Origin of the sequence: Actinomadura sp. 9N407 (assembly GCF_044326315.1) — a bacterium.
Taxonomy (GTDB): domain Bacteria; phylum Actinomycetota; class Actinomycetes; order Streptosporangiales; family Streptosporangiaceae; genus Spirillospora.
Genome location: NZ_JBIRAW010000045.1, coordinates 20,173 through 32,722 on the forward strand (window position 1 = coordinate 20,173; position 12,550 = coordinate 32,722).

Annotated in this window: 14 protein-coding genes; 8 read left to right on the forward strand and 6 right to left on the reverse strand. The window is 71.2% G+C overall.

Features of this window, described 5'->3' with window-relative positions; all coding sequences use genetic code 11:
• Positions 1 to 16: 16 nt before the first annotated feature.
• Both ACH34Q_RS42450 and ACH34Q_RS42455 read left to right on the forward strand, forming a co-directional pair.
• Complete coding sequence (locus ACH34Q_RS42450; protein WP_395988888.1) at positions 17 to 1,468, forward strand: hypothetical protein; 1,452 nt, start codon at positions 17 to 19, stop codon at positions 1,466 to 1,468.
• Between the two features lie 92 nt (positions 1,469 to 1,560).
• The gene (locus tag ACH34Q_RS42455; protein ID WP_395988889.1) at positions 1,561 to 2,325 is read left to right on the forward strand and encodes an SDR family oxidoreductase; all 765 of its coding nucleotides are present in this window, start codon (positions 1,561 to 1,563) and stop codon (positions 2,323 to 2,325) included.
• On the opposite strand, the gene ACH34Q_RS42460 is transcribed toward ACH34Q_RS42455, so the two are convergent.
• Positions 2,306 to 2,929 (reverse strand): rhomboid family intramembrane serine protease, encoded by a 624-nt coding sequence (locus ACH34Q_RS42460; RefSeq protein WP_395988890.1) that lies wholly within the window; start codon positions 2,927 to 2,929, stop codon positions 2,306 to 2,308. The genes ACH34Q_RS42455 and ACH34Q_RS42460 overlap by 20 nt on opposite strands.
• Before the next feature lie 125 nt (positions 2,930 to 3,054).
• On the opposite strand from ACH34Q_RS42460, the gene ACH34Q_RS42465 reads away from it, so the two are divergent.
• The gene (locus ACH34Q_RS42465) at positions 3,055 to 4,017 is read left to right on the forward strand and encodes an NADPH:quinone oxidoreductase family protein (RefSeq protein WP_395988891.1); all 963 of its coding nucleotides are present in this window, start codon (positions 3,055 to 3,057) and stop codon (positions 4,015 to 4,017) included.
• 51 nt (positions 4,018 to 4,068) lie between these two features.
• Here ACH34Q_RS42465 and ACH34Q_RS42470 read toward each other — a convergent pair whose 3' ends face one another.
• Complete coding sequence (locus ACH34Q_RS42470) at positions 4,069 to 4,386, reverse strand: WhiB family transcriptional regulator (protein WP_395988892.1); 318 nt, start codon at positions 4,384 to 4,386, stop codon at positions 4,069 to 4,071.
• Between the two features lie 154 nt (positions 4,387 to 4,540).
• Between ACH34Q_RS42470 and ACH34Q_RS42475 the strand changes: the two genes are divergently transcribed.
• Complete coding sequence (locus tag ACH34Q_RS42475; RefSeq protein WP_395988934.1) at positions 4,541 to 5,017, forward strand: GNAT family N-acetyltransferase; 477 nt, start codon at positions 4,541 to 4,543, stop codon at positions 5,015 to 5,017.
• Between the two features lie 133 nt (positions 5,018 to 5,150).
• A complete protein-coding gene (locus tag ACH34Q_RS42480; RefSeq protein WP_395988893.1) occupies positions 5,151 to 6,704 on the forward strand; it encodes a CHAD domain-containing protein in 1,554 nt (517 codons plus the stop codon).
• A gap of 19 nt (positions 6,705 to 6,723) precedes the next feature.
• Here ACH34Q_RS42480 and ACH34Q_RS42485 read toward each other — a convergent pair whose 3' ends face one another.
• Both ACH34Q_RS42485 and ACH34Q_RS42490 read right to left on the reverse strand, forming a co-directional pair.
• Entirely contained in the window at positions 6,724 to 7,650 is a 927-nt protein-coding gene (locus ACH34Q_RS42485; RefSeq protein WP_395988894.1) for an NUDIX domain-containing protein, read from the reverse strand.
• On the reverse strand, positions 7,640 to 9,724 hold the full coding sequence (locus ACH34Q_RS42490; protein ID WP_395988895.1) for an RNA degradosome polyphosphate kinase: 2,085 nt from the start codon (positions 9,722 to 9,724) through the stop codon (positions 7,640 to 7,642). The genes ACH34Q_RS42485 and ACH34Q_RS42490 overlap by 11 nt, the downstream gene beginning before the upstream one ends.
• Positions 9,725 to 9,978: 254 nt before the next feature.
• Here ACH34Q_RS42490 and ACH34Q_RS42495 point away from each other — a divergent pair, with 254 nt between their 5' ends.
• Positions 9,979 to 10,323 (forward strand): ArsR/SmtB family transcription factor, encoded by a 345-nt coding sequence (locus ACH34Q_RS42495; RefSeq protein WP_395988896.1) that lies wholly within the window; start codon positions 9,979 to 9,981, stop codon positions 10,321 to 10,323.
• A gap of 70 nt (positions 10,324 to 10,393) precedes the next feature.
• Positions 10,394 to 10,711, forward strand: a complete 318-nt coding sequence (locus tag ACH34Q_RS42500) for a hypothetical protein (protein WP_395988897.1) — start codon at positions 10,394 to 10,396, stop codon at positions 10,709 to 10,711.
• Between the two features lie 69 nt (positions 10,712 to 10,780).
• On the opposite strand, the gene ACH34Q_RS42505 is transcribed toward ACH34Q_RS42500, so the two are convergent.
• A complete protein-coding gene (locus ACH34Q_RS42505; RefSeq protein ID WP_395988898.1) occupies positions 10,781 to 11,134 on the reverse strand; it encodes an STAS domain-containing protein in 354 nt (117 codons plus the stop codon).
• Positions 11,135 to 11,419: 285 nt separating this feature from the next.
• Here ACH34Q_RS42505 and ACH34Q_RS42510 point away from each other — a divergent pair, with 285 nt between their 5' ends.
• A complete protein-coding gene (locus ACH34Q_RS42510; RefSeq protein ID WP_395988899.1) occupies positions 11,420 to 11,899 on the forward strand; it encodes a MarR family winged helix-turn-helix transcriptional regulator in 480 nt (159 codons plus the stop codon).
• A 31-nt stretch (positions 11,900 to 11,930) separates the two neighbouring features.
• Here ACH34Q_RS42510 and ACH34Q_RS42515 read toward each other — a convergent pair whose 3' ends face one another.
• Positions 11,931 to 12,338, reverse strand: a complete 408-nt coding sequence (locus tag ACH34Q_RS42515; RefSeq protein WP_395988900.1) for an ATP-binding protein — start codon at positions 12,336 to 12,338, stop codon at positions 11,931 to 11,933.
• Between the last annotated feature and the right edge of the window lie 212 nt (positions 12,339 to 12,550).

The window sequence follows — 12,550 nt, forward strand, 5'->3', positions numbered from 1 at the left end:
CGTAGAAAGAGCGTCTGTGGCTGAACCTCCCGGACTGAGCAATGCGGAACGACGGCTGTGGGCGGCCTTTCCCACCGGAACGGTGGTGGTGCTCGGCGACGAGCCGCCCGCCGGGCCCGATCCCGACCGGATCGTCCGTGCGGAGGTGATCGCCCAGCTGCTGCTGGGTGCCTGCGAGACGCGCAGCGGGTTCGTCCCGGCGGTACGGCTGACCGGCGCGTACATCATCGGTGAGCTGGACGTGTCGGGCGGCACGGTCGAGTACGAGCTGCGGCTGACCCACTGCCGGCTGGCCGAGGCCGTCGACTTCTCCAACGCCCAGGCCCGCCAGCTGCGGCTGTCGGACTGCCGGATGCCGGGCTTCGACGGCGGCGGGCTGCGCGCCGACGGCTACCTCAGCCTCTCCGGCTCGGTGATCGAGGGATCGGTCCGGCTGCCCCGCGCCCAACTGACGGGCGGGCTGCGGATGAACGGCACCAAGATCACCGTGTCCGAGCCGGTCGACTGGGGACTGTTCGCCGGCGGGATGCTGGTCGAGGTGGGCTTCTTCGCCCGGGGGTGCGAGATCACCGGCGGGGTCCGGCTGGTCGGGGCGCGGCTGAACGGCGGGCTCTGGCTGGAGGAGGCCGTCCTGAGCAATCCGGGCCGGCTGGCCCTGGACGGGCAGAACATGGTCGTCGAGGACACCGCCGAGTTCAGCCGGGCCACCACGATCGGCACCATCCGGCTGCGCAGCGCCCGGATCAACGGGCTCCTGTCGTTCTCCCGGTCCCGGCTGGACGCGGGCGCGCCGGGCCGGATGGCGCTGCACGCCAGCCACATGCAGTGCGAAGAGCTGCTGCTGTGGCCCGCGGAGAAGATCCAGGGCACGGTGGCGCTGTCGTACTCCCGGATCAACCTGATCATGGATCATCCCGAGTTCTGGCCGGACGAGATGTGGCTGAACGGGCTGACGTACGAGACGCTGCGCGGCGGCACGTTCAAGGACCGGCTGAGCTGGATCTCCCGCGACAGGGAGTTCCATCTGCAGCCGTACGAGCAGCTCAGCACCTGGTACCACGGCATCGGCGACGACGAGCTGGCGCGCAAGGTGCAGCTGGCCAAGCTGCGGGGGCGCCGCCGCAAGGCGCATCCCGTCGGCCGGGTATGGAACACGCTGCTGGACTGGACGGTCGGGTACGGCTACCGGCCGTGGCTGGCGTTCGCCTGGTTCGGGGTCCTGGTCGGGATCGGGACCATCGTGTTCTCCGCCAACCGGCCCAGGGTGATCAAGCCTGGCGAGCGGCCGGACTTCCACGCGTTCGTCTACACGCTCGATCTGCTGATCCCGATCGACACGTTCGGGCAGCAGCAGGCCTACGATCCGCAGGGCTGGTCGCGCTGGATGGCGTACGCGCTGGTCGCCACCGGCTGGATCCTGGCCACCGCGCTGATCACCGGCGTCGCCCGGGTCCTGCGTCCGAACTGACGGCGCCGAACCGACGGCGTCCGAGCCGGCAGGGCCCGAACCGACGGGTCGCGCGTCGCGTCGACCACGATGAGCGACGAGAATGGGGCGTCATGGGCATGTATCTGATCACCGGGGCCACCGGCGGAATCGGCGCGGCGGTCGCCGGGCTGCTGGCCGAGCGCGGGCACGACCTGATCCTGGCCGGCCGGTCACCGGACCGGCTGGCGGCGGTGAGCCGGCAGATCAGCACGGGTGTGCACGGTGCCACCCAGCTGATCGTCCGGGAGCGCAACGGCGAGCCGGGCGCGGTCCGCACCACCTCGCCGCGCGGTACGGCGCGGGCCGTCGCCCTCGATCTGACCGAGCCGCGGCGGCTGGAGGCGGCGCTCGCCGAGGCCGGGCTGCCGCAACGGCTGGACGGCGTGGTGCACAGCGCGGGCATGGTCGATCTGGGCGCGGTGGCCGAGCAGGACGCCGACCACTGGATCGACCAGCTGATGGTCAATCTGGTGTCGGCCGCCGAACTGACCCGCATCCTGCTCCCGGCGCTGCGGGCCGCCGAGGGCCATGTGGTCTTCGTCAACTCGACCTCGGGCCTGACCGCCAAGGCGAAGTGGTCGGCGTACGCGGCGAGCAAGTTCGGCCTGCGCGCTCTCGCCGACTCGCTGCGCGCCGAGGAGCCCGCGCTGAGGGTGACGACGGTCTACCCGGGCCGTACCGCCACCGAGATGCAGCGCAAGGTGCACGCCCAGGAAGGCCGCCCGTACGAGGCCGCGAAGTTCACCGACCCGGCCACGGTCGCGCGCGTCCTGGTCAACGCGCTGGAGACGCCGAAGGACGCGGTCGTCTCGGACGTCACCGTCCGCCCGCGCTGACCTCGCGGTCGGGGCCGCGGCGCAGGACCCAGGAGCCGAGCACGCCGCCGATCAGCCCGAACAGGTGGCCCTGCCAGGAGACGGACGGGTCGCTGGGCAGCACCCCGAAGATCATCGTGCCGTACAGCAGCACCACCCCGACCGCGATCGCCAGGTCGAGCAGCCGCCGCTCGAACAGCCCGCGGCCGAGCAGGTAGCCGAAGAAGCCGAAGATCAGGATGCTGGAGCCGAGCGTGTTGGCGGAGCTGGCGAACCAGACGCCCAGCCCGCCGACCACGATGATGATCAGGCTGGCGAGCAGGAACTTGACGGTGCCCCGCACGGCCGCGAGGAAGCCCAGGATCACGAACGGCACGGTGTTGCCGATCAGATGCCCGAAGCCGCCGTGCATGAACGGGGCGGTGAAGATGTCGGTCAGGTCGCCCACGTCATGGGGCTGGATGCCGTAGTCGTCCAGCGCGCCGCCCATGACGTAGTCGGCGATCTCCAGCACCCACATGCCGGCGGTGACGACGCCGATGATGATGGCCGCCGACAGCGCGCGAGCACCGTGCGTCGCGAGACCTTCGGAGCGGTTCTTCTCGGGTACTGAGGGATAGCCCATGTTCGCCCGCCGTTGGTGTGTGAATACCGTGCCGTCATTATCCGCAACGTTCGCCTCGCGCGCATCGTGCCCTGGAGGATCCCCACTGTGGCGAACGCTATTCGGTCTCCGCCATATTGGGGGCCATGCGTTCCGTGGTGTGTGAAGAGCTCGGGTCCGTCGTCGTCGTGGAGGGCGAGCCGGTGGAGCCGGGGCCAGGTCAGGTCGTCGTCGAGGTCGAGGCGGCGGGGGTCAACTACGTGGACGGGCTCTTCGTGCAGGGCCGCTACCAGATCAAGCCGCGGACGCCGTTCGTCCCGGGCAGCGAGGTCGCCGGTACGGTCGTCGCGGTCGCGTCCGATGTATCCGCGCCCGCGATCGGGACGCGCGTCCTGGCCATGTGCGGGCTCGGCGGGTTCGCGTCGCGGGTCGCGGTGCCGGCGGCGTCGGCCGTACCGATCCCGGACCGGCTCGACGCCGTACGGGCCGCCACGTTCACGCAGAGCTACTGCACCGGCCTGTTCGCGCTGCGGGAGCGCGGCGCGCTGCGGCCGGACGAGACGGTGCTCGTCCTCGGGGCGGGCGGCGGGGCCGGGCTCGCGGCGGTCCAGGTCGCGAAGGCGCTGGGTGCCCGGGTGCTGGCCGCCGCGTCGTCGGAGGAGAAGCGGGAGGCCGCGCTGGCCGCCGGGGCCGAGGCCGCCGTGGACACCCTGGCCGGGGACGTGAAGGCCGCCGCCCGCGCCTTCTCGGACGGCGGCGTGGACCTGGTGTACGACCCGGTCGGCGGCCCGCTCGCGGACCCGGCGCTGCGGGCGCTGCGCGAGCGCGGCCGCTACCTGGTGATCGGGTTCGCCTCGGGCGCCATCCCGTCGCTGCCGCTCAACCAGGTCCTGCTGCGCAACAGGACGGTCGCCGGCGTCGACTGGGGCGCCTGGTCGATGGCGCACCCGCTCGATCAGCGCGGGTTGCTGGACGAGCTGCTGGCGATGGTCGCGGACGGCCGGCTCGATCCGGTCGCGCCGCGTACCGAGCCGCTGGAGTCGGCCGGGAAGGTCCTCGACGACCTGCTCGACCGGCGCGTCACCGGAAAGGTCGCGCTCGTTCCCTGACCGTCCGCCCCTGGCGACCGGGGGCGGGACGCGCGGAACGTGGCGAACGTCTCAGGCGGCCGGCTCGATGACGTCGCCGCGCACCTCGATGACCGGCAGCCGGTGGCGCCTCGGAGCGTCGGCGGAACGGCGCAGGTGGCGGCGCTCCTCCGGAGTCGTCCCGCCCCAGACGCCGTCGGGCTCGCCGACACGCAGGGCCCAGGACAGGCAATCGGCCGTCACGGGGCAGTTCGCGCAGATCTCCTTGGCGGCCCGTTCCTGCTCGCGCAGGATCTCGGCGGAATAGCCGATCGGGAAGAACAGATCAGGGTCGGCGCCACGGCAAATGGCCTGGTCGCTCCAGTGTTCCTCGTTCTCTTCGTGCTGCATGGCTGGCTCCCTGCGGCGCTGCTAGGACGCCGGGTGATGCTGGGGTGGGCTCGTACAAGCCAGCGTAGTACTACAAGCTGTAGTACTACAACTCGTTGTGTCCACCGGGACGATACGGCCGGATAACCTGGGTGACGTGCGGCGTGATCAAGAAGTGACCTTTCGCGAGGCGACCCGGGCGGACGTCCCCGTGATCGTCCGGCTGCTGGCCGACGATCCCCTGGGCGCCACCCGCGAGTCCCCGGGCGAGGTGATCCCGGGCGCCTACTTCGACGCGTTCGACGCCATCGACAAGGACCCCAACAACGCCATCATCGTGGCGGAGGTCGACGGGGCCATCGCCGGCACGCTGCAGCTCACCTACATTCCCGGGCTGACCTACACCGGCGGCGAGCGCGCCCAGATCGAGGGCGTGCGGATCGCCGCCGAGCACCGGGGCGGGGGCATCGGCCAGGTCCTGGTCGGCTGGGCCATCGAGCGGGCCCGCGAGCGCGGCTGCCGGGTGGTGCAGCTCACCACCGACCGGCAGCGCCCCGAGGCGGTCCGCTTCTACCAGAAGATCGGCTTCCGTCCGTCCCATATGGGGATGAAGTATCCCCTGCAGGCCGGGGAGCAAACGGGCGCTCGCTAGCGTCCCGGCGGCCCCTCCAGGGCCGCCCTTCGCCAGGTCGTCGGCATCTTCTCTATTTCTGTTCACCGTGCCGTGGAATGCTGGTCATACGGGTGTGATAACCAGCGCCGTTGCGTGTAGGAGGAGCCGTACCGTGGCCGTGAAGCATGTCGAGATCGAGCGCAAGTACGACGCCGCCGCCGATTTCACCGTCCCCGAGCTGTCCGCCTTGCCGGGGGTGGCGGGCGTCGGCGTTCCGGAGATCCACCGGCTGCACGCCACGTACTTCGACACCGCCGATCTGCGGCTGGCCGCGCACGGGATCACGCTGCGGCGGCGCCGCGGCGGGAGCGACGCGGGCTGGCATCTGAAGATCCCGGCCGGACCCGACAGCAAGAACGAGCTGCACGCGCCGCTCGGCCGGGCCCAGGTCGTGCCGGGCCGGCTGGCCGCGCTCGTCGCCGCGTACACGCGCGGCGAGCCGCTGCGGCCGGTCGCCACCCTGGAGACCGACCGCACGGTGTTCACGCTGCTGGACGCGGCGGGCGGGGTGCTCGCCGAGGTGGCCGACGACGCGGTGCTCGGACGGGTCCTGGCCGCCGAGGCCGAAACCGCCGCCGAGGCCGATGAGGCCGGCACCGGTGCCGGGGCGGGCGGCGACGCCTGGCGCGAGATCGAGGTCGAGCTGGCCGAGGGCGACCGCGACCTGCTGAAGGCGGCGGGCAAGCGGCTGCGCAAGGCCGGCGCGCGCCGGGCCGCGTCGTCGTCCAAGCTGGGCCGGCTGCTGAACGGCGAGATCGCGCGCCCCACGTCCAAGGAGATCGTGGAGCGGGCCCGGGTGAAGGTGGCCGCCGAGGAGATCGTGCCGACCGCCGGTGACGCCGTCGTCGCCTACCTCGCCGCGCAGGTGCAGGCGCTGCTCGCGTACGACCCGAAGGCGCGGCTGGCGGAGTTCGACGCCGTGCACCGGATGCGCGTGGCCACCCGCCGGATCCGCAGCGTCCTGCAGAGCTACCGGCCCCTCCTGGACCGGGAGAAGACCGATCCGCTGCGGCCGGAGCTGAAGTGGCTGGCGGACGCGCTCGGCGAGGTCCGCGACCTTGAGGTGCTGCGGATGCGCTTCACCGAACGGGTCGAGGGCCTGACCGGCATCGGGCAGCCCGCGTGGCTCGCGGAGCTGGCCCGCCAGGAGAGCGCCGCGTACCGGCGGCTCAACGCGACGCTGAAGGAGCCGCGCTACTACGCGCTGCTGGACGCTCTCGAAGCGCTGGTCGCGGACCCGCCGCTGACCAGGCGGGCCGGGCGCGCCGCGTCCGGTGAGCTGCCCCGGATGGTCGTCCGGGCGTGGGAACGGCTCGCGGCCTCGTACGACGCGATCGGGACCTCCGACGACCCCGAGATCGCGCGGCACGACACCCGCAAGGACGCCAAGCGGGCCCGGTACGCGGCGGAGGTCGCGGTCGCGGTGCTCGGTGAGCCCGCCACCCGGGTCGTCAGGAGCGCCAAGCGGCTGCAGGAGGTCCTCGGCGGCTACCAGGACGGCGTGATCGCCAGCGTGCACCTCAAGGGCGCCTCCGCCCGCGCCCGCGACACCGCCGACGCGTTCAGCCTGGGCGTCCTGTACGGCATCGAGCTGTGCGAAGCCGAAGCGGCCCTGGCCCGCCTGGAAGGCACCTGGGCGTCACTCCAGGCACCCGTGTTCGACTAACGCAGCGTTCGAGTAGCGGCTAGGGACAGTGGCGTTCGAGGGCGGCGATGGTCAGTGCGCCGCTCTCGGCGGCGGAGAGGTGTGCGACCCAGAACGATCCCTTGCGCAGCGACGGCTCGTCGGGCACCTTCTCGCCCAGCCGGCGGCACAGCCCGGTGATGAGCTCGGCCACGACCTCGCCGTGCGTGCAGATGATCGCGGGGACGCCGCCGTCGGCCAGCTCCAGGAGCCGGTCGCAGGCCCGCTCGGCGTCGGTCTCGCCGACGGTGAACGCGGCGTCGGTCGTGACGGTGGCGTCCATCGCGCGCGCGAACGGCAGCACGGTGTCGAGGCAGCGCGCGGTCGCCGAGCTGATGGGGCGGGACGGCCCGTACGCGCGCAGCAGCGCGGACAGCGTGACCGCCTCCGCACGGCCCTGCCCGTCCAGCGGGCGCAGTTCGTCGGGCTCGGTCCACTGCCCCTTCTCGCCGGCCGAGCCGTGCCGCAGGATCACCAGCGGCCAGGTGTGCGACGGCCCGGCGGCGAACTCGCGCAGCAGGTCGACGTCGTGCGGGTAGGAGAGCCGCTCCTCGGCCTCGGCGACCGTGAGCCAGTCGAGCCGGTCGACCTCGCCGTTCGGTACGGAGTGCTCGGTGGAGGGGGCGACGCAGTGGGCGGCCCAGTAGTCGATGCGCTTGGTCCGGTCGGCCATGGGATAGGTGACCGACGGCAGGCGGCGCCCCAGCCGGGCGACGATCCCGGCCTCCTCCTCGACCTCCCGGATGACCGCGCGCAGCACATGCTCGCCGCTGTCGACCTTGCCCTTGGGGAACGACCAGTCGTCGTACTTGGGCCGGTGGACCAGCGCCACCTCGGGCTCGCCGGGCCCCGCCCCGTCCCGCCACAGCACCGCGCCGGCCGCGCGGATCGGCCCGGGATCTCCCGCCGGGCCCGGATCAGCTCTCAACGGTCCTCCAGCGCCTGCTCTTGACCAGATGGCTCTGGATGTCGAGCAGCGGCTCGTCGGTCATCGCCGAACGGCGCGTCCAGGTGCCGTCGCCCTCCAGCCACCAGGTCTCGGTGCCGTCGTCCATCGCCAGGTCGAGCAGCTCCAGCAGCTGGGCGAGATGCCCCTTGTCGGCCACCCTGACCAGGGCCTCCACCCGCCGGTCGAGGTTGCGGTGCATGAGGTCGGCGCTGCCGAGCCAGACCTCCGGCTCGCCGCCGTTCTCGAACGCGAACACCCGGGAGTGCTCCAGGAAGCGGCCGAGGACGCTGCGGACCCGGATGGTCTCCGACAGGCCGGGGATGCCGGGCCGCAGCGCGCATATGCCGCGTACCCAGATGTCCACCGGCACGCCCTCCTGCGCGGCCCGGTAGAGCGCGTCGATGATGACCTCGTCGACCAGCGAGTTGCACTTGATCCGGATCCGGGCCGCACGCCCGGCGCGGCAGTGCTCGACCTCCTGCTCGATCCGTTCCACCAGGCCGGGCCGCAGGCTCTGCGGTGCCACCAGCAGGCGGGTGAACGTGCTCTGCCGGGAGTAGCCGGTCAGATGGTTGAACAGGGCGCTGACGTCTTCACCCACGGTGCGGTCGGCGGTCAGCAGCCCGAAGTCCTCGTAGAGCCGGGCGGTCTTGGGGTGGTAGTTGCCGGTGCCGATGTGGCAGTAGCGGCGCAGCGACCCGTCGGCCTCCTCCCGGACGACCAGGGCGAGCTTGCAGTGCGTCTTGAGCCCGACGAACCCGTACACCACGTGGCAGCCGGCCTGCTCCAGCTTGCGCGCCCAGGCGATGTTGGCCCGCTCGTCGAACCTGGCCTTCAACTCCACCACCACGACGACCTGCTTGCCCGCCTCGGCCGCGTCGATCAGCGCGTCGACGACCGGCGAGTCGCCGCTGGTCCGGTAGAGCGTCTGCTTGATCGCCAGGACGCGCGGATCGGTCGCCGCCTCCTCGATCAGCCGCTGCACGGTGGTGGTGAACGAGTCGTACGGGTGGTGCACCAGCACGTCGCGCTCGCGGATCGCGGCGAACAGGTCGGCGTCGTCCGGGAGCGCCTCCTTGGACGGGACGAACGGCGGGTACTTCAGCTCCGGCCGGTCGAGATCGGCGATGGCCGACAGTCCGGCCAGGTCGAGCGGGCCGTCCACCCGGTAGATCTGCCGCTCCTGCATGGCCAGCTCGGTGGTCAGCAGCTCCAGTACCCCGGGGGAGATCGAGTCCTCGACCTCCAGCCGGACCACCGGGCCGAACCGGCGGCGCAGCAGCTCGCGCTCCAGCGCCTGCAGCAGCCCCTCGCTGATGTCGTCGTCGATCTCCAGGTCCTGGTTGCGGGTGACCCGGAACGCGTGGTGCTCGAGGACCTCCATGCCCACGAACAGCTGGTCCAGATGCGCCGCGATCACGTCCTCCAGGGGCGTGAACCGGTGCGGAGAGGCCTCCAGGAAGCGGGGCAGCACCGGGGGCACCTTGACCCGCGCGAACATCGTGGCGTCGGTCTCAGGGTCGCGGACGATCACCGCGAGGTTGAGCGAGAGCCCGGAGATGTAGGGGAACGGGTGCGCGGAGTCGACCACCAGCGGGGTCAGCACCGGGTAGATCCGGTCGCGGAAGAGCCGGCGCATCCGTTCCCGCTCGGTCTCGGCCAGATCGGCCCAGCGCAGCAGCTCGACGCCCTCCTTGACGAGGGCCGGGCGCAGGTCGTCGCGGAAGCACGCGGCATGCCGCAGGGACAGCTCGCGGGCCACGGCGGCGGTGCGTTCCAGCACCTCGCGGGGCTGCCGGCCGCTGGCCGACTGGACCGCGAGGCCGGTGGCCATCCGGCGGGCCAGGCCCGCCACCCGCACCATGAAGAACTCGTCCAGGTTGGTGGCGAAGATCGACAGGAACCGCACGCGTTCCAGCAGCGGCAGCCGTGGATCCTCGGCCAGCTCCAGGACACGCTGGTTGAAGCGGAGCCAGCTCTCCTCGCGATCCAGGAACCGGCCGTCGGGCAGTGCTTCCGCACCGTGAGGGATATGTCCGGGAGTGACGCTCATAGAGGTAATAATCCCTGGTCCAGATGAACAGCGGTCGAACGACCATGACAGCGGTGTTTCCACCTTCGGTCAGACACGCGGATCATGCCCGCGGTTCCCAATGATCACTCCGGATCCGGGCGGGCCGGTGCCCGCCGCGTGGCCGGCCGGCCCGGCCACCGCCCCCGGCGGCCTCGCGGACCGCCGTGCCCGGCGCCTCTCTCGTCCAAATTTTAGCCTTTGCTTATATAAGCCAACACTGGAAAAATGGGGTCATGCACGCCTTCGACGTTCTCGGGGACCCGGTCCGGCGCCGGATCCTGGAGCTGCTCGCCGGCGGCGAGCGTGCCGCCGGGGAGATCAGCGCCGTGGTCCAGGAGGAGTTCGGCATCTCCCAGCCGGGCGTGTCGCAGCACCTGCGGGTCCTGCGCGAGAACGGCTTCACCGCGGTCCGGCCGGTGGGCACCCGCCGCCTGTACTCGGTGGACCCCGCCCCGCTGCGCGAGATCGACCAGTGGCTGGAGCGCTACCGCGGCTTCTGGAGCCAGCGGCTGGACGCGCTCGACACGGAGATCGCCCGCGGAAAACGGGAGCGCCGTACCGGCCGAACGGACGAGTGAACGCTCCCGTTCTTCGATAGCCACGGGTGACACGGATGAATTGTCAGACCCTTGGGGAATCATTCGTGGTATGAGCAGAGACTCCCATTCGGGGTTGCAGTGCCCGCACTGCCGCACGCATCTCGCGCTCGTGGCCGCGGCGGGCGGGCCCGAACCGGCGGCGGGTGATCCACCGGTCCCCGTTCGCGAACCAATACTCGTGCGCGAGGATTGGACCCCGCCACCGGTCGCCGAGGTACTGGCGGAATACGCGGGAAGATCCCTCGATACCGCCACCGCGTCGCGCGGCGCCGCCCGCGTCCGCGACAGCTTCAACCGGGCCCGCCAGGCCGCCGCGAAAAAGAAGGTGGAACAGCGGGCCGCGCAGCGATCGGCCCGCAGCGCTTGATCACTCCGAGGCCGTTGACGACCGGGCCCGCACCGCCGGGTGGCAGCGGACGGTTCAGGGAAGGACGCATCACGGAAGAGTGAACAGGCGTTGCAGCCCGCAACGCTCGATCAGCATCCTGACCTGCCTGGACGCGCGGGGCAGCAGCAATGTGCCGCCGCGTTCCCGCACTTTCTTGGCCGCATGGACCAGCACCGACAGTCCGGCGGAATCGCAGAAAGAGACGTCCCCGAGATCGATCGCGAGCCGGGGCCGATCTCGTGCCCCCAGCGCCTCATCGATGGCCCCGCGCAGGCTCGCCGCCCGTACGCAGTCGAGTTCTCCGCCGAAACGCAGTACCTGCCAGGGCGCCAGAACGATCCCGCCCGCGGGGACGGATTCCCCTCTCGATCGCATCGGCGCCGGCACCGCCCCCTGCGGCATCCAGAACCACTCCCTCCGCGTCGCCCCCGTGCATTCCCGAAGGCACCCCTCGTAACCCCCTTCCACTCAATAACTTCGGTCCCGCCCGTATCACCGGTCGGCGGCATTACCTCACCGCCAGGTAAGCAACAACGGCCTGGATCAGGCAGGGCCGGAGCGGCCGGGAGGGCCCCGCCGGTACCGATCCCGGGCTCATGGTCACTCTCGTGGAATCGAAAGGGGCCGGGCGAGAGCGATGCGGAGGGGGAGGTGCCGCGGCCGACGCGGTGTGTAACAGTGGAGAACATGGTCGCCACGCCGGGGCAGGGAGCCGCCGCTGAGTCGGCCGCCACGCTGGACGAGGCGGCGATCAGCTTGATGAACGTGTGGGCGCGCGCTCACCACGCCTCCGACGTGCCGATCCCGGCGACCCAGCTGCGGGCGCTCTTCGTCCTGGAGCAGGGGGCGGTCAACGTCAGCAGCCTGGCGACCGAGCTGGGCGCGCTGGTGTCCTCGGCCAGCCGGCTCTGCGACCGGCTGGAGGCCGGCGGGCTGCTGCTGCGCGATCCCGGCCGCGACCGACGTGAGGTCACGGTACGGCTGACCGCCGAGGGCCAGGCACTCCTGGACCGGCTCCGGCTGCGGCGCCGCGAAGAACTGGCGCGCGTGCTCGCCACGATGTCGTCCCCCGCGCGGGCCGCGCTGCTGTGGGGTCTCACCCAATTCCACGAAGCAGCATCGGCAGCCCCCGAAGGCAACGGCCGCACCTTCCCGATGCCGGCGTAGGCGGCCGGCATCGATACTGGTCTTAATCCCGTTAGTCCGCCAAAGACTTCTCAAAATGAACGATCGCGCCGTTCCGGTCAGCGCGATCTGAAATGTCCAGGTCCTCGGTGAACGCTCTCATGAGCTGGATCCCCCGTCCGCTCTCCGCGACCGGAAGGGGCCGGTGTCCCCGTTTCCAAACCGCCGCGTCACCGGACCCGCCGCCGTCGATGACGTCGATGACGCACTTCATCCCGTCGAACTGCGCGCGGACCTCGTACTCCTTGCTGGATTCCGCGTGCTGGATGACGTTCGCGCAGGCCTCGCCCAATGCCAGTGCGATGTCGGCACGTATATCGGAGGCCACTCCCAAACCCCGCAGCGATGCGTCGAGCGTATGTCGCACCAGTGGCGCGCTCTCCGCGTCCCGGGGCAAGGTCATCTCGATCACGACCTCCATGGCACCCTCCATTCCCCGTCTACGATCAAGGTTTCCCGATGGTGTCCGGAAGAAACCCTGTGCCGCTCTGGTGTGACCCACCACTCCCGTACCCAGGGGTCGCGGAAATGCCCTCGGCGCCGACCGCCCGGGCTCGCAAAATAATGGCTCAGGCCACGGGCCCGTCTTTCATCTCCTGAAAGGACCGCAGCGCGGCCGCTGCTGGGACGGGG

Coding starts and splice junctions, on each gene's coding strand:
- ACH34Q_RS42455 (WP_395988889.1), top strand. CDS start 1,561: ATGGGCATGTATCTGATCACCGGGGCCACCGGCGGAATCGGCGCGGCG.
- ACH34Q_RS42460 (WP_395988890.1), bottom strand. CDS start 2,929: ATGGGCTATCCCTCAGTACCCGAGAAGAACCGCTCCGAAGGTCTCGCG.
- ACH34Q_RS42465 (WP_395988891.1), top strand. CDS start 3,055: ATGCGTTCCGTGGTGTGTGAAGAGCTCGGGTCCGTCGTCGTCGTGGAG.
- ACH34Q_RS42470 (WP_395988892.1), bottom strand. CDS start 4,386: ATGCAGCACGAAGAGAACGAGGAACACTGGAGCGACCAGGCCATTTGC.
- ACH34Q_RS42490 (WP_395988895.1), bottom strand. CDS start 9,724: ATGAGCGTCACTCCCGGACATATCCCTCACGGTGCGGAAGCACTGCCC.
- ACH34Q_RS42495 (WP_395988896.1), top strand. CDS start 9,979: ATGCACGCCTTCGACGTTCTCGGGGACCCGGTCCGGCGCCGGATCCTG.
- ACH34Q_RS42500 (WP_395988897.1), top strand. CDS start 10,394: ATGAGCAGAGACTCCCATTCGGGGTTGCAGTGCCCGCACTGCCGCACG.
- ACH34Q_RS42505 (WP_395988898.1), bottom strand. CDS start 11,134: ATGCCGCAGGGGGCGGTGCCGGCGCCGATGCGATCGAGAGGGGAATCC.
- ACH34Q_RS42510 (WP_395988899.1), top strand. CDS start 11,420: ATGGTCGCCACGCCGGGGCAGGGAGCCGCCGCTGAGTCGGCCGCCACG.
- ACH34Q_RS42515 (WP_395988900.1), bottom strand. CDS start 12,338: ATGGAGGTCGTGATCGAGATGACCTTGCCCCGGGACGCGGAGAGCGCG.